Here is a 16,180-nt window from a genome sequence, read left to right on the forward strand (position 1 = left end):
CCAACTTGAAGTTAAATTATGTCCAAGAATAAACTGAAAAACGAAAAACCGGAGAGCAAAAAACCAAAAGCCCCCACGCCCAACCCTGACGTGCTGAAGAAAGACAAGGAGGCTGAGGTAAAAGTAAAAGAACTTGTCAAGGATGAACGCACCCACAAAGTGATGGGCGTGTTCTTCCTGCTGCTGTCTGTCTACTGCTTTATTGCTTTCACCTCCTACCTGTTTACCTGGGAAGACGACCAGGACAAAGTATTCCGTTACACCACCCGTGAACTGCTTATCGGTGATGTGAAAGTGGATAACCTCCTCGGCCGCCTGGGCGCCTACGTGTCACACAACTTCTTCTACAACGGAGTAGGCATCGCCGCTTACCTGTTCTGTTACTTCTTTTTTATCATTGGCGTCAATTTTATTGTGGGCCGGCGCGTATTCCGCGTGTGGCGCAATATCAAGTATATGATCTTCGGCCTGCTGTTCATCAGTATGGCCATGGCATTTGTTACCAATGGGGCCGATTTTCCGTGGGGAGGCGCCCTTGGCAACGCCCTCGATAAATGGACCTCCGGGTTCATCGGTAAAACAGGCACCGCCCTGCTGCTCCTCGTGGCCGGCTTCTCCTGGCTGATCTGGAAGTTTAACTTCGATTTCAAATGGCCGGAGAAAAAGGTTAAACCGCCCAAACCGGTTCCGGTGGCCCCGGCAGCACCCGCTACGCCTGCAGTTGCCGCTACCGCCGTTCCAACGCCCGCAGCCACAGCTGCTACACCGGAAACGGCCAGGGGTAATGCTCTCAAAGGCGACAGTGGCGTGGTAGTGATCCCCCCGCACGAAGAAGATCCGGAGGAAGAAATCCCCATGACCCTCATCGAAAAAGATGAGGAAGTGACCATCATCCCGGCTGCCCATGCGGCTTACGTGCCGCCGGTGACAGCACCTGTGCCACCCCCGGTAGCGTCATCGGAGCCCGGACCTGGTGAGGAGGAAGAAGAGGAGGAAGAAGACCCCGGTCCGCTGCTGTACGTGGAAGATGTAGAGGAAGAGTTGCCACCGCCGCCGCCTCCTAAAAAGAAAAATCAACCGGAAGAAGTGGCCTTCGAAATCAAGGAAACCTTCAAAGACGAAGAGGATGAGGTGGAAGAGCTGGCCACAGTAAGGCCGGTAGTGTCTGCTGATCCTTACGATCCTTCGCTGGACCTGCGCGACTACCGCTACCCGGGCCTCGATCTGCTGGAAAATCATAACGCGGATAAAGTAGTGGTACAGGATACCGGTGAACTGGAAAAGAACAAAAACCAGATCATCGATACCCTTAAAAACTATGATATATCGATCCAGAAAATCAGCGCTACCGTAGGACCTACCGTGACGCTTTACGAGATCGTGCCCGCCGCCGGCGTCCGCATCTCCCGTATTAAAAACCTGGAAGACGATATCGCCCTGAGCCTGTCGGCCCTGGGTATCCGTATCATCGCGCCTATCCCTGGCAAAGGCACCATCGGTATTGAGGTGCCCAACGTCAAAAAAAGTATCGTATCGCTCAAAGCGCTGCTGGCATCGGAGAAATTCCAGAACAGCACCATGGACCTGCCTATCGCTATCGGTAAGAAGATCGACAACGAGAACTTCATCGCCGACCTGGCAAAAATGCCTCACCTGCTGATGGCGGGTGCTACCGGTCAGGGTAAGTCTGTAGGTATCAATACCCTGCTGGTATCGCTGCTCTACAAAAAACACCCTTCCCAGCTCAAGTTCGTACTGGTAGACCCGAAAAAAGTAGAGCTGTCGCTGTACAAGCTGATAGAAAAACACTTCCTGGCCAAGCTGCCGGGAGAAGAGGATGCGATCATCACCGATACCAAAAAGGTGATCCATACGCTCAACGCCCTCTGTATCGAAATGGACCTGCGGTACGACCTGCTCAAGGAAGCCGGTACCCGCAACATCCGGGAATATAACGCCAAATTCACCCAGCGCCGGCTGAACCCGCAGAAAGGCCATCGTTTCCTGCCATTCATCGTACTGGTGGTGGATGAGTTCGCTGACCTGATCATGACAGCTGGCAAAGAGGTGGAAATGCCGATCGCCCGTCTTGCCCAGCTGGCCCGTGCGGTGGGTATTCACCTGATCATCGCTACGCAACGCCCTTCAGTAAACATTATCACCGGTACCATCAAGGCCAACTTCCCCGCCCGCGTGGCTTTTAAGGTGTCTTCCAAGATAGACTCCCGTACCATCCTGGATATCGGCGGTGCGGAACAGCTGATCGGACAGGGGGACATGCTGGTATCGTTCAACGGGGAACTGGTACGTCTCCAGTGCGCCTTCGTAGACACGCCGGAGGTGGAAAGCGTGGCGGAATTCATTGGTAACCAGAAAGGTTATCCTGATGCCTTCCTGCTGCCGGAGTATGTGGATGACAAAGACAGCGATGGCAGGGAGCTGAGCCTGGCCGACCGGGACCCGCTGTTTGAGGAGGCGGCCCAGGTGATCGTACAAACCCAACAAGGGTCCACTTCACTGCTGCAACGGCGTATGAAGCTGGGGTATAACCGCGCAGGCCGCCTAATGGACCAGCTGGAGTCCGCCGGTATCGTAGGCCCCAATATGGGTTCCAAAGCCCGCGATGTGCTGGTGAAAACAGAATCGGAACTTCAGGAAATTCTTAATGATTTGTTATAATATATTAAGATAAGAGGGCATGCGTTACACATTTTAACAAAATAAACCGAATTTTGCCCTTCGACTAAAAGACCAAACTTTCATACCGGCATGGCATTTGACATGGCTGGGTTAGAAAATCAAAAAAAACTACAATGAAGAAATTTGTATTGACAGGATTGTTGTTAAGCGGTATTGTTTTCAGCGGTATGGCCCAGTCCAGGGGTGCCAGCGATCCCAAGGCGAAAACGATTCTGGACGGTGTCAGCAGCAAATTTAAATCCCTCAAAACAGTGGTGGCCAACTTCGTACTGAAAGTGGAAGGCGCCAACAACAGCGTCAACGACTCCAAAAAAGGGACTGTGTACCTCAAAGGAGCCAAATATAAAGTCACCCTCCCTGGCCAGGAAATCATCAGCGATAACAAAACCTCCTGGACATATGCGAAAGATGTAAATGAGGTAACTATCAATAATGTGGACCAGAGCAGCGGCGCCATGACACCGGCCAAGCTCTTTACCAACTTCTACGATAAAGACTACCTGTACCGCCTCGATGGCGAAAGCAACGAAAAAGGCAAAGTGCTGCAGAACATTGAGATGACGCCTACCGACAAGTCCAAGAATATCTTCAAAGTGATGGTTTCGGTAGACAAAAAGAACCAGAACATCGCAAGAATGAAGGTGTTCGAGAAAAACGGCAACCACTATACGTACGAGATCACCAGCTTTACGCCCAATGCCGCTACTGTAACAGATGCTATCTTTACATTTGATGCGAAAAAATACCCGGGCGTAGAAGTAGTAGACCTTCGATAGAAATTACGAATTACGAATTGCGAATTACGAATGGAGGGCTTTTTTTATGGAAAGGTTACTAAGTAACCGCTCTGTAAGGGGGCCCTCCATTCGTAATTCGTAATTCATAATTCGTAATTATTGTTTTACCTTTGGCAAGTTTCAATTAAAATTAAACAATATGGCATACGACGTAATCGTAATTGGTAGCGGCCCTGGTGGATATGTGGCTGCTATCCGTGCTTCGCAGCTGGGATTTAAAACCGCAGTAGTGGAAAGAGAAAGCCTGGGTGGTATCTGTTTAAACTGGGGCTGTATTCCTACCAAAGCGTTATTAAAAACGGCACAGGTATTTGAATACACGCAGCATTCCAAAGACTACGGTATCACTATCGGAGATGCGAAGGTTGATTTTGATGCTGTTATCAAGCGCAGTCGTGGTGTTGCTGATAAAATGAGCAGGGGTGTGCAGTTCCTGATGAAGAAAAATAAGATCGACGTGATCATGGGTACCGGCAAGCTGAAAGGCAAAGGCCAGGTAGAAGTGACCGATAAAGACGGTAAAGCCACCGTACATGATGCCAAACACATCATCCTGGCTACCGGCGCCCGCGCCCGCGAGCTGCCTAACCTGAAGATCGACGGTAAAAACGTGATCGGTTACCGTCAGGCCATGGTACTGCCGCAACAGCCTAAATCCATGATCGTGGTAGGCTCCGGCGCTATCGGCGTGGAGTTCGCTTACTTCTATGCTACCCTGGGCACTAAAGTGACCATCGTTGAGTTCATGCCGCGCATCGTACCGGTGGAAGATGAAGATATCTCCAAAGAACTGGAAAAAATATACAAAAAGAAAGGTATCGAAATCATGACCAACGCTTCTGTAGAGGCGGTAGAAGGCGCTGGTAACGGTGTAAAAGCGAAAGTGAAAACACAGACCGGCGAAATCACCCTCGAAGCAGACGTGGTACTCAGCGCTGTCGGTATCGCCGCCAACATCGAAAACCTGGGCCTCGAAGCACTGGGCATCAAAACCGATAAAGGCCGCGTAACGGTTGATAAATACTACCAGACCAATGTTCCGGGCGTGTATGCTATCGGTGACATGGTTCCCGGTCAGGCACTGGCGCACGTTGCCTCCAAAGAAGGTATCGTTTGCGTGGAAGCGATCGCCTACAACGAGAAAAAATACGCACATAAACCTGAAACCATCGACTACATGAACATCCCTGGCTGTACTTACTGCGCACCGGAGATCGCTTCTGTAGGCTACACTGAAAAAGCTGCGAAAGAAGCCGGTTACGAAGTGAAAGTGGGTAAATTCCCATTCTCTGCTTCCGGTAAAGCTTCCGCTGCCGGTGCTACCGAAGGTTTTGTAAAAGTAATCTTCGACGCCAAATACGGCGAATGGCTGGGTACTCACATGATCGGCGCTAACGTGACCGAAATCATCGCTGAGACAGTAGTGGCCCGCAAACTGGAAACTACTTACCAGGAAGTGCTGGATGCTATCCACCCGCACCCAACCATGAGCGAGTCTGTAAAAGACGCCATCGAAGTAGCTTACGGCGAAGCTATTCACCTGTAATCAACTTACTTCATACAATTGAAAAAGGGACTGATCTTTTTGGATCAGTCCCTTTTTTAATATTGTTTATGCTGATTATTGTTTCACTATCTGCCTGGAATAAATGCGCTGGTTGCCGAGGAAGATACTACAGTTGTACACGCCTGGCGCCAGCCGGTCTACCCCGATATATTCCTGTATGTCATTGATGGTGCGCTGCAGCACAATCCTGCCGCTCATGTCTGTCAGCACCAGCTGCCTGGCCCGGTAGTTTTTATCCAGTATGATCAGCTGACTGATCACAGGGTTGGGAAATACCAGGATGTCATGTTGCAACAGTATGTTGGCAGATGACACATCGGAATAGATCACTTGTCCATCCTGCCGTTCCAGCCTTACGCGGTATTGCACGACTCCTTCGTAGGGGTTCTGGTCCATAAAATTGTAGTTCATAGCGCTGCCGGCCAGCTGCGTGCCCAGTTGTGTCCAGCCGTTTGGAGAGCGCCGCTCCCAGTTGATGCTTTTCAGCATATAGGTAGATCCCAGTGAGAGCGTCAGTATCACCTGGTTGTCCGTTGTCGGGTCGGCCAGCAGCGCCTTGATGTAACATCCTACGCCTTGCAGCGCATAATTGCTGGCATAACTCCGCAGCCCTTCCCAGCCGGCGGGGGCTATGGGACTGACGGCGTAATACATGGAGGTGGTGCTTTGTTTGGGAATGAACAGGAAAGTATCGGTCAACTGTTTGTAGGGTGTCATTACCCCCTGCGAGAGAGCGTAAGCCTGGTAACCCTTCACGCCTGGCAACCGGTTCCAGAAGATCATGGCGGAGTCTGAGCAGTTGAATCCGGTGGATAAAGCCAGCTGCGGCGCGATAAAACAGGGCGGGCTGATAAAAGCAGTATCCGTTAACGTTAGTTTAAGCCATACTTTACTGAAGAGGGCCGGCACGTTCCAGTTAAAGGGCGTCTGCAGGGGGACCTGTTGTGCGATGTTGGTCCAGGTGGTGCCGCTGTCGGTGCTGTAGGCCAGGTCGCCGTTGCCGCTGTACGTCGTTTCCCATTGGAGGGGAGTGGGCTGGGAGGCGGCCAGCATACTGCCATTGACCGGGTTTTGCCAGGCGAAGGAAGGTTCCCGGATGAAATCATATACGATGTAAAAGGGCTGGTCGGCGGTGGTCACTTTTTTACCTTTTACCGTGATGTGCAGGTTACCGGCGGCCGGCCGGTCTATGTTGATCTGTTCCGTGTTATTCAGACTGTCAATACCGCGATGGGCGGGCTGTAACAACGAATCGGCTTTGGGAAAGGGATTGAGTACCCACGGCAGCCAGGTGTTGCCATCGGGGGTAATAGCCTGCATGTCCAGGTCGTTGACCAGCGCTTTGGGTGCATTGAGGGCGGCGGCGGGGTCGTTCCAGCAGAGCGTCACTTTTACCTGCCGGAGGCCTGCAGGTACGGGGATGTCGAAAGTGGTAGTATTGCCGGGGAGTACCGTTCCCTGGCGGTAACGGCCGGCAGTGAGGGCCGTCAGCGCGCCGGAGGCGTGCAGGCTGCCAAAGCCGTAGGTATAGGCCGGTCCTTTCCCGGCAGGCAATACGGCACTGTTGATGATCAGCGCGCGTACGAGGGCGGAAGGTGGCGCTACGCCCCGCAGCTGGCGGTAGCCGTCCTGTAAAAGGGCCACCACGCCGCTGGTGAGAGCTGCCGCACCAGAGGTGCCATCCTGTCCGTAAGCGACGATTTCGGGCTTAATACGGCCGTCATAGGCAGGCCCTCTTGAAGCCAGTGTAGCCACCTGGAAGTTAGCTTCGGTGCCGCCAACGACCAGCACGTTCTTGGCCTGTTTGAAATTGCCGGTGAAGTTGGCGAAAGTGCCAACGCCCTGATAACGGCCGGCAGTAGGGATGGCGGCGCCGCTATTGCCGGCGGAAAACACATGCGTCAGCGTATCGGCTTTCCGGACCTGCTGGTCATAAGCTACCGCTTCTGCGTCGTAGTTGTATTCAATCTCGATACCGTAGGAGTGGTTTTGTACCGTGATGCCATAGTCCCGGTAATAGGTGTCCGGGTCAGGGAAAAGCACGGCATAACTGCTGGAAGTAAGTTTGGCGGAAGGGGCTACGCCGAGGCCATTGGCGCCACTGTTACCGGCGCCGGCCAGGAGGGTGGCCATAATAGTGGCATGTGCAGTGCGGGTGGTGTCCTGCAGGGGAGAACGCAGAAACCTGCCTGTAAGATCAATGTCTGTTGTGTCAAATAATGCCTCCTTAACGGAAACGGTTACACTTTTTCCACGGATGGCAGGAAACTGTTGCTGCGCCACATTGATACGGTTCACATACGGATTAATAGTGTTGATGATCACCTCCGGTGAAGCATGCCTCACGCTGTTGGCGCCCGTCACATTATCCAGGGCAATCAGCGCGGGCCAGTCCCGCTGCTGCAGCTTTACCACTGCGGCATGGTAGCGGTCAATGGTATACAATGTCCGTACCCGGGCCGCCGTAAAATGTTCACCGCTGTAAGATACCTGTATCTCCACACTGTCACCCGGCCGCAGAGACTCCAGCCGTTCCAGTAAAGCATCTGTGGCTTTATAGTTCGGACTGGCGGTATAACTGTATTGTATTTTTTTTCGCAGGATGCTGTCCGCCGGCAGTTGTTGCAATACGTAATGTCTGCCGGTCAGGGCTTTGACAACCCCGCAGCGGGCCAGTGTTCTTTCATCCGGTGGCGTGATGAATTTAACAAACAAGGGCGCTTTGGTTTGGAATGCTGTCAAAGTATCTGCAGCATATCTTTTGATCATCACCGCTTCCCGCATGCGCTGCTGCGCCATGGAGGAAGGGGACAGGGATAACAGCAATAGGAATGCTGATAGCGCTTTGACGGTTTTATTTTTCATGCTAGCGGGCGATAGATCCTGGTGTTGGACGATGTTACTTAAAACTACTGCAATAAATTGTTCAACGCAATTTTTTATGCACACGCCTAAAATATTTTTTTTAAGTTAAACGAAAGTTGTAATATTGAGCACACGATAATTTTTATTGAAAACGAGCAACGAAATCTAATAAACCGTACGAGATAACCGATAACCAAAGGTTACCTGAAGAGCAAGTCTGAGTCGCCGGAAACACCGGCATTACTAAATCATAGCCAATCATTGAAAATGCATGCCGATGTCAGAAAACAGACGTCAACGCTGTAATATGTCTGCTAAAGAAGAGCACTGAAAGCCCGCTTTTTTTCGGATGTGTAACACCATGCAATTGTTGTTTGTCGGTAGCACTGCCCACTTCCGCCGGTAGCATTGCCCCCTGCAGATAAGCATTGTTTTTTTTGTCGTGAAATCAATGATACACCGACTGAGTCACATCAGCCGGAAGAGAAATATTTTTTCATTTTTAAAAACCAAAATCCGAACTGATGAAAAAACAAATCGCCGTAATTGCCTGTCTGGCCGCAGGTTTTCTGATTTCATCCTGTAACAAAAATGACAAACAACAACAGGAAGCTCAACCCAATCCTGTTTCCGATGAAGTACTGGCGCAAATAAAAGCCAATGGCTTCAGCACCGACAACGTAAGAAAAACAGAAGACGGATACCTCGTGGAAGGCGATATTCTGTTGACTGCAGAACAACTGAGTGAAAAAGTTGGCACTCCTACCTTGCGTGTGGCCGAGTCTGAGCAATACCGCACCAACAATCTGGTGAGTGCCTTGCCCCGCGTCATTAAAATTAAAGTATCCAATCTGGGCCCGGCTTTTATCGCGGGAGCTGATACGGCTATTGCCCGTTACAACAGACTGGGACTGCGCATCACCTTCCAGCGTATCACCAGCGGCACCGCCAATATTACCATTAAAGGCTTTAACCAGGGCCCCAGCGGTGGCTACATTACATTGGGTTCTGCCGGTTTCCCCACCAGCAGTGGTAATCCTTACAGCACTATCAAGATGAACACCAATCAGTATGCGTACGGTTCCAACCCCAACGTTCTTTATGTAGGATCTGTGATCCAGCATGAAATTGGTCACTGTATCGGTATGCGCCATACTGACTATATGGACCGTTCCTACAGCTGCGGTGGCTCTGCTGTAAATGAAGGCGATGGCGGCGTAGGCGCTGTGCACCTCCCCGGCACGCCTACAGGTCCGGACGCTAACTCCTGGATGCTGGCCTGCTCCAATGGCGGTAACCGTACATTTAATGCCAATGATATCATTGCTTTAAACTATCTGTACCACTAATCAGGAAGTAAATCATTTAAAGTGCAGCGCAGATGTCTGAAAATGGCGTCTGCGCTGTTGTATGTCTGCTAAGGAAAAGCACTGGAAGTCCCTATTTTTGCCGGTATAACATGATGCCGTCTGTTGTTTGTTGGTAGCCTTGCCCGCATCCCTCTGTAACGATGCCCTGCAGATAAGCATTATTGTTTTGGGTCGTCAGTCGTTTACCTCACCGGCGGTACCCCTGCTGCCGGGAAAGGAAATATCTTTTTCTTTTAACCAAAATCTGCAATAATGAAAAAACAAATGCTCGCCGTAATAGCCTCTCTGGCTGTAGGCACAATGATTTTTTCCTGTAGCAAAAAAGACCAACAGGAAACGCCTTTGAATCCCATTCCCCGTGAAATCATGGCGCAGATAGAAGCCTATGGCCTCAGTACCGACAATGTTCAGAAAGTGGCAGACGGGTATCTCGTGGAAGGAGATATCCTGCTGACCGCCGGTCAACTGAAGGAAAAGGTGAATACTACTGCCCTGCGTGTGGGTAAGGTGGAGCAATATCGGTCAAGCAACCTGGTGACCGGCTTGCCCCGCGTCATTACGGTAAAAATAGTGGGACTTAGCCCCGCCTTTATAGCCGGACTTGACACTGCGCTCAGGCGTTATAACAGTTTGGGGCTGCGTATCAGTTTTATGCGTATTGCCAGCGGTACCGCTAACATCACCATTGATGGCTATAACCAGGCGCCTGTCAATGGTCAGGTTTCCTTTGCTTCTGCCGGTTTCCCCACTGGCGGCAACCCGTATTCGTCTATTAAGCTGAACACCAACGCTGCCGCTTTCGGATTCAACCCTAATGTATTACATGTGGGGTCTATCATCCTGCATGAAATGGGGCACTGCATCGGGATGCATCACACAGATTATATGGACCGTTCTTTTAGCTGTGGCGGCTCCCCGGTCCGTGAAAATATTACGCCCATATGGATCCCTGGCACGCCTATGGGACCAGACCCTGATTCCTGGATGCTGGCCTGCTCCAACGGTGGCAATCGTCCGTTTAATTCCAATGATATCATCGCATTAAAAAATCTTTACGGGCGCTAAATGTTGAGGGAGAGCTTCACCACATGCACGCCGTTGTCTTCCCGTATCTGTAGCCGGTGCCGGTGCGGATACAGCTGTTGTAACCGCCGCTGCGCATGAAGCATATCCGCAGTGGCCGCGCTTTCATCCATTGTTACCGGAAAATGCCGGTTGCTGCAATAAAAGCGGATGCAGCTGTCTGTTGCCTGTAAATGCACCACTATTTCGGAGGGTTCCTGCGTGCTGACGCCATGCTGGAAAGCATTTTCCAGGAACGGCAATAACAGCATCGGCGCAATACATTTGATGCCCGGATTGCCGGAAATAGAAAACCTTACCCTGGTGCGGGAGGTGAGCCGCAACTGCTGGAGGTCGATATAATCGTGTATACATTCTATCTCCCGCTGTAATAACACAAAATCATGCCCGGTATCCGTGGTGGCATACCGCATCATGTTGGACAATTTCAGAATGCTGGCAGCCGTATGTTCATGCTGCGATATTGCCAGCGAATAGATATTGTTCAGCGTATTGAAAAGAAAATGCGGCTGCAGCTGCGCTTTCAAAAAAGACAACTCTGCCGCCGTTTTCAGCGCTTTACTGTGCAAAGCCTGCTCCGATAAGCGCCACCGGTGGCCGGTGACTTCAATCGCCACACTGACGACCACCGACAAAACCACCGCCAGCACATGATTGTACCAGTACTGCCCCCGAATGAAAAGCAACGGAAGGCTCATACATATCGCCCAACCGGTGATATGCAGCATTAAGACCATTAACTTTGACCGGAACATGCTCAACAGATATTCGGAATTGCCTCCAATATGCGCCAATTCCACTGTTTATCGCAACACATCTCTGTCAATACGGTCTTTATGTCGATGAATCCGCAGAAACACAGGTTTATCCTTCCATGCCTCCCCGAATTGTAGTAAATTGCCGGTTCTATAAAAAGATTATCAGATATGTTGCAACGAATCGTGAAGCCGCTGATGCTGGCAGCGCTCCTGCTGCTCTCTCAGCTGACTTATGCCACGGAAGGGATGTGGTTACCTCAATTGCTTTCCGGCCTCAATGAGAAAGAGATGAAAGGAATGGGGATGAAAATCAGTGCGTCGGATATCTACAATATCAACAAAGGCAGCCTTAAAGACGCTATCGTCAGCTTCGGCGGCTTTTGTACGGCAGAGGTGATCTCTTCGCAGGGGCTTATCCTGACTAACCACCACTGCGGTTATGAGTCCATCCAGAAACATTCTTCCCTGCAGAACAATTTTCTGCAAAACGGTTTCTGGGCCAAAACAGCAGCGGAAGAACTGCGCAACCCCGGCCTGTTTGTCACCTTCATTGTTCGCATCGACGACGTGACCCAAGCCGCCTTACAGGACGTAAAACCCGGTATGAACGAGCGCGAGCGCCAGTCAGCTATTGACAAACGCCTGCATGAAATCCGCCAGAACGCCCGTAAGGAATCCTGGCAGGAAACCATGGTCAAACCTTTTTATGAAGGCAATCAATACTTCCTGTTTGTCACAGAAACCTTCAGCGACGTACGCCTCGTAGGCGCACCACCGTCTTCCATCGGTAAATTCGGCTCCGATACGGACAACTGGGTATGGCCCCGCCATACCGGCGACTTCTCCATGTTCCGCATCTACGCGGGCAAAGACGGTCGCCCTGCGCCTTATTCGCAGGATAACGTGCCCCTTTCTCCCAAATACTTCCTGCCCGTTTCCCTGAAAGGCGTAAAACCAAACGATTTTACCATGGTACTCGGGTTTCCCGGCCGTACCACCGAATACCTGCCCTCTGAAGCCGTTAAGCTGACGGTAGACGCGCTGGACCCTGCCAAAGTGGGCATGCGCGACGCCGCCCTCGAAGTGATCGACGGCTACATGCGCAAAGATGAGCAGATCAAAATACAATATGCCGCTAAATACGCCAGCACCGCTAATGCCTGGAAGAAATGGAAAGGCGAAATGCTGGGCGTTAAACAAACGCGCGGTATCGGGAAAAAAGAGCAGTATGAAGCCAACTACCGCGAACTGCTGAACACCAGCCCCGAATTGAAAGTGAAATACAGCGGCGTACTGGACTCCCTCAATGAAATGTACCGCCGCATCCGTCCTTACGCCCAGGCCCGTGACTACTACAGTGAGCTGGTGAGGAACGTAGAACTGTTTACGGCAGGCGACCGCCTGATCAGTTTCCTCGGAAATGTGCGTGACAAAGGAGAAGGGCAGTACGAAACACTGCGCCAGCAGTTCCTGGAATCCATGCAGCCTTTCTACAAAAACTACAACGCACAGGTAGACCACGATGTGAGCGTGAAACTGCTGGAGATATACGCGAAAGGCGTACCGAAACAGTATGCCGGCGCGGAATACGCGCAAATCTGCGCGGAAAACAACAATGAGAGCCGCATGCTGGCCGATAAAATCTATGGTTTGTCTGCCCTCACTTCCCTTGAGAAGCTTAAAGCCTTTGTACAGCAGCCGTACAACGCAGTAGTGGCCCAGATGTGGAAAGACCCGGGCACCCGCCTTATCATGGCGATGCGCAAAGGTTTTGTGGACAATGTCAGCAAACCGGTGAACGACCTGCAGAGCAGCATCAATAGCCTGCAGCGTACCTACATGCAGGCGCAGATGGATGTGATGGCAGGGAAAAAACGTTTCTACCCGGATGCTAACAGCACGCTGCGTGTTACCTACGGTAAAGCGGACGGCTACAGCCCCCGCGATGCCATCCATTATGATTTCTACACTTACCTCGACGGTGTCATGGAAAAATACGTGCCCGGCGATTATGAGTTCGATGTGCCTGCCAAACTGATTGAACTGTATAAAAACAAAGACTATGGCCGCTACGGTGTAAACGGAAAAATGCCGGTATGTTTTATTGCCAGCAACCATACCACCGGCGGCAACTCCGGCAGCCCTGCCCTGGACGCCAACGGTCATCTGATTGGTCTTAATTTCGACCGCACCTGGGAAGGCACCATGAGCGACATTAATTACGACCCGTCTATCTGCCGCAATATCATGGTGGATATCCGCTACGTCCTGTTTATTGTTGACAAATACGCCGGTTGCACCCGCCTGATAGATGAAATGAAACTGGTGAAGTAGTCACGCAAAGGCGTCACGCAAAGCCGTCACGCAAAGGCGCAAAGCAGCAAAGAGCGCAAAGATTTTATAAGGTTAGTAAGAAAGCAAAGGAGCGAAGACCAATTCGATTTGATCTTCGCTCCTTTGCTTTCTTTGTTTCTTATTTATTCTCTTTGCGCTCTTTGCTGCTTTGCGCCTTTGCGTGACGGCTTTGCGTGACGGCTTTGCGTGACGGCTTTGCGTGATTACAACTTACACTCATACACAATAGAACTGCACTGGTCTACGTTTTTCAGCCCTTTCCGGTAAGACCGGAAACCATGGAAGAAACCCGCAAACAGCCGGCTTTTGCCGGTTTGGTACTTCTCGCTCAACAGGCTCACGTAGAAGCCGTCGAATACCATCGGATGTTTTTTTATCAGTTTGATGTTATGCTGGCGCAGCAACCGCTCCATAGAAGCAGGAGAGAAGTGGTAAAGGTGGCGGGGCACGTCATAGGCGGCCCAGTATTCCCCGTAATGATCTGCATCGGAAGAGGTGTAGTTGGGCACCGCTATCAGCAGGGCGCCACCGGGTTTCAGCAGCTCACGGATGCGGTCCAGGTAGGCATGCAGCTCGTGCACATGTTCCAGCACATGCCACATGGTGATGGCGTCATATTGCCCGGCGGGCAATTGAAAGAGCTGGTCTATGGGCAGCGGGTCTATGTTGTAGAGCGTTTTGGCATTGTGACGGGCGTTTTCATCGGGTTCCAGACCGGTAACGGTCCATCCGCCTGTTTGCATGTAATGCAGGAAAGCGCCGGTGCCGCAACCGATGTCCAGCAGGTTACCCTGTTTCATACCGGCAGCAGAACGCACCCAGTTTTGTTTGGAACGCAGCGTGATCTTGCGGACGCTGTGATACAAACGGTTGATCAGCCCCTGTTTGGTTTCGGAGTGGGAAATATACTCCTGTGACTGATAATATCGGCCTATGTGATGGCTGTCGGGCACGTTTTGTGTAAAACGGCCGCCACAACCTCCGCAATGGAAAATGGAAAATGTTTCTTTGGATACAGTATAATCTTTAGCGGTAAGAGCTTCATGGGTTTGTGAGGAGCCACAAAGCGGACAGCCATTGTAATAAATCAAGTTCAAGTTTTTTAGACCCCAAAAATAAATATCTATTGTTAATTACGCTTTATATTCTCCCCATACCTGGCGGAGTGCATCCGCAATCTCACCTAAGGTACAATAGTTTTCTACGGCGTTCACCACCAGCGGCATCAGGTTTTCCGTCGTTTGCGCCGCTTCCCGGATGCGTTGCAGGCATTGGGAGGCCGCTTCGTTGTCCCGGCGGGCACGAAGGGCCTGCAGGCGGTCGGACTGCATCTGCCGGATGCTGTCATCGATGCGGAATACTTCGGGCGGCTGGTTGTCGGCAGCCACGAATTTATTCACCCCTACAATGACCTTCTCATTGTTTTCCACCTGTTGTTGATATTGATAGGCGCTTCGCGCGATTTCATCCTGTACGAAACCCTGTTCGATGGCGCTGACAGCGCCGCCCATCGCATCTATTTTATGGATGAGGTCCCAGGCTTTGCTTTCTACTTCGTTGGTCAGCGCTTCCACATAGTAGGAGCCTGCCAGCGGGTCTACGGTATCTGCCACGCCGCTTTCGTAACCGATGATCTGTTGCGTGCGCAAGGCGATACGCGCGGCTTCTTCGGTAGGGAGGGAGAGGGCTTCGTCGTAGCCGTTGGTGTGAAGCGACTGGGTGCCGCCCATGGTGGCGGCCAGTGTTTGCACGGCTACCCGCACAATGTTGTTATGCGGCTGCTGTGCAGTCAGCGTGCTGCCGCCGGTTTGCGTATGGAAACGCAGCATCTGCGCTTTGGGATCAGTAGCGCCCAGCTCTTTGGTGATGTGGGCCCACATCCGGCGCGCAGCGCGGAATTTGGCCACTTCTTCGAAGAGGTGGTTGTGTGCATTAAAAAAGAAAGAGAGCCTTTTGGCAAATACGTTGATATCAAGTCCTTTTTCCAGTGCCGCCTTCAGATAGGCTTTGCCGTTAGAAAGGGTAAACGCGAGTTCCTGTACCGCATTGGCGCCGGCTTCCCGGATATGGTAGCCGGAAATGGAGATGGTGTTCCATTTAGGCACTTCCCGGCTGCAGTAGTCGAATATATCGGTGATAAGGCGCATGGAAGGCTTGGGCGGATAGATGAAGGTGCCGCGGGCGGCATATTCTTTCAGGATATCGTTCTGAATAGTACCGGAAATCTTTTTCAGATCGGCGCCCTGCTTTTTGGCCAGGGCAATGTACAGCGCCAGCAGGATAAAGCCGGTGGCGTTGATGGTCATGGAGGTGGAGATCTGTTCCAGTGATATGCCTTTGAAGAGGATCTCCATATCATCGAGAGAGTCAATAGCTACGCCTACTTTACCGACTTCTCCTTCAGACATGGCGTGGTCAGAGTCGTATCCGATCTGGGTAGGAAGGTCGAATGCCACGCTGAGGCCCATCACACCCTGGCTCAGCAGGTAGTGGTATCTTTTGTTGGATTCTTCCGCTGTGCTGAAACCGGCATACTGCCGCATGGTCCACAGTTTGTCGCGGTACATGGAGGCATGGATGCCGCGTGTGAACGGGTAAACGCCTGGCTGTTCGTTCATCGGTATCGGCTGGGTGTACAGCGGATCGATGGTAATACCGGAGTCGGTTTGAATGATCTTTTCCATG

The 16,180-nt window shown here is 51.5% G+C and carries 10 protein-coding genes; 6 read left to right on the top strand and 4 right to left on the bottom strand.

The features are described from left to right. Positions 1 to 18 precede the first annotated feature (18 nt). The 3 genes from B5D63_RS06160 to lpdA all read left to right on the top strand — a co-directional run bounded on the left by B5D63_RS06160 (position 19) and on the right by lpdA (position 5,043). On the top strand, positions 19 to 2,679 hold the full coding sequence (locus B5D63_RS06160; RefSeq protein WP_078667846.1) for an FtsK/SpoIIIE family DNA translocase: 2,661 nt from the start codon (positions 19 to 21) through the stop codon (positions 2,677 to 2,679). Positions 2,680 to 2,813: 134 nt separating this feature from the next. Next, positions 2,814 to 3,476 (top strand): outer membrane lipoprotein periplasmic chaperone LolA1, encoded by a 663-nt coding sequence (locus B5D63_RS06165; protein WP_078667847.1) that lies wholly within the window; start codon positions 2,814 to 2,816, stop codon positions 3,474 to 3,476. Positions 3,477 to 3,636: 160 nt separating this feature from the next. Continuing rightward, positions 3,637 to 5,043, top strand: a complete 1,407-nt coding sequence (gene lpdA / locus B5D63_RS06170) for a dihydrolipoyl dehydrogenase (RefSeq protein WP_078667848.1) — start codon at positions 3,637 to 3,639, stop codon at positions 5,041 to 5,043. 75 nt (positions 5,044 to 5,118) lie between these two features. Here lpdA and B5D63_RS06175 read toward each other — a convergent pair whose 3' ends face one another. Beyond that, positions 5,119 to 7,929: a S8 family serine peptidase gene (locus B5D63_RS06175; RefSeq protein ID WP_078667849.1), complete on the bottom strand. Its 2,811-nt coding sequence runs from the start codon at positions 7,927 to 7,929 to the stop codon at positions 5,119 to 5,121. Positions 7,930 to 8,453: 524 nt separating this feature from the next. Here B5D63_RS06175 and B5D63_RS06180 point away from each other — a divergent pair. Together B5D63_RS06180 and B5D63_RS06185 are read left to right on the top strand one after the other, a co-directional pair. After that, positions 8,454 to 9,278 (top strand): M57 family metalloprotease, encoded by an 825-nt coding sequence (locus tag B5D63_RS06180; protein WP_078667850.1) that lies wholly within the window; start codon positions 8,454 to 8,456, stop codon positions 9,276 to 9,278. Positions 9,279 to 9,551: 273 nt separating this feature from the next. Further along, on the top strand, positions 9,552 to 10,364 hold the full coding sequence (locus tag B5D63_RS06185) for a M57 family metalloprotease (RefSeq protein WP_078667851.1): 813 nt from the start codon (positions 9,552 to 9,554) through the stop codon (positions 10,362 to 10,364). Here the strand turns inward: B5D63_RS06185 and B5D63_RS06190 are convergent. Then, positions 10,361 to 11,110: a sensor histidine kinase gene (locus B5D63_RS06190; RefSeq protein ID WP_159455909.1), complete on the bottom strand. Its 750-nt coding sequence runs from the start codon at positions 11,108 to 11,110 to the stop codon at positions 10,361 to 10,363. The two genes, B5D63_RS06185 and B5D63_RS06190, sit on opposite strands and share 4 nt — an antisense overlap. A gap of 198 nt (positions 11,111 to 11,308) precedes the next feature. On the opposite strand from B5D63_RS06190, the gene B5D63_RS06195 reads away from it, so the two are divergent. After that, positions 11,309 to 13,474, top strand: coding sequence for a S46 family peptidase (locus tag B5D63_RS06195; RefSeq protein WP_143312782.1), 2,166 nt, complete (start codon positions 11,309 to 11,311; stop codon positions 13,472 to 13,474). A gap of 224 nt (positions 13,475 to 13,698) precedes the next feature. Here B5D63_RS06195 and B5D63_RS06200 read toward each other — a convergent pair whose 3' ends face one another. Continuing rightward, positions 13,699 to 14,592, bottom strand: a complete 894-nt coding sequence (locus B5D63_RS06200) for a class I SAM-dependent methyltransferase (protein WP_078667853.1) — start codon at positions 14,590 to 14,592, stop codon at positions 13,699 to 13,701. A 36-nt stretch (positions 14,593 to 14,628) separates the two neighbouring features. Then, complete coding sequence (locus B5D63_RS06205; RefSeq protein WP_078667854.1) at positions 14,629 to 16,179, bottom strand: acyl-CoA mutase large subunit family protein; 1,551 nt, start codon at positions 16,177 to 16,179, stop codon at positions 14,629 to 14,631. Position 16,180 lies beyond the last annotated feature (1 nt).

The organism is Chitinophaga eiseniae (genome assembly GCF_900167135.1).
GTDB classification, from domain to species: Bacteria; Bacteroidota; Bacteroidia; order Chitinophagales; family Chitinophagaceae; genus Chitinophaga; species Chitinophaga eiseniae.

Bases quoted from the DNA above. Each gene is read 5' to 3' on its own strand.
- B5D63_RS06185 (WP_078667851.1), top strand. From the start codon at position 9,552: ATGAAAAAACAAATGCTCGCCGTAATAGCCTCTCTGGCTGTAGGCACA.
- B5D63_RS06165 (WP_078667847.1), top strand. From the start codon at position 2,814: ATGAAGAAATTTGTATTGACAGGATTGTTGTTAAGCGGTATTGTTTTC.
- B5D63_RS06180 (WP_078667850.1), top strand. From the start codon at position 8,454: ATGAAAAAACAAATCGCCGTAATTGCCTGTCTGGCCGCAGGTTTTCTG.
- B5D63_RS06160 (WP_078667846.1), top strand. From the start codon at position 19: ATGTCCAAGAATAAACTGAAAAACGAAAAACCGGAGAGCAAAAAACCA.
- B5D63_RS06175 (WP_078667849.1), bottom strand. From the start codon at position 7,929: ATGAAAAATAAAACCGTCAAAGCGCTATCAGCATTCCTATTGCTGTTA.
- B5D63_RS06190 (WP_159455909.1), bottom strand. From the start codon at position 11,110: ATGCTGCATATCACCGGTTGGGCGATATGTATGAGCCTTCCGTTGCTT.
- lpdA (WP_078667848.1), top strand. From the start codon at position 3,637: ATGGCATACGACGTAATCGTAATTGGTAGCGGCCCTGGTGGATATGTG.
- B5D63_RS06195 (WP_143312782.1), top strand. From the start codon at position 11,309: ATGTTGCAACGAATCGTGAAGCCGCTGATGCTGGCAGCGCTCCTGCTG.
- B5D63_RS06205 (WP_078667854.1), bottom strand. From the start codon at position 16,179: ATGGAAAAGATCATTCAAACCGACTCCGGTATTACCATCGATCCGCTG.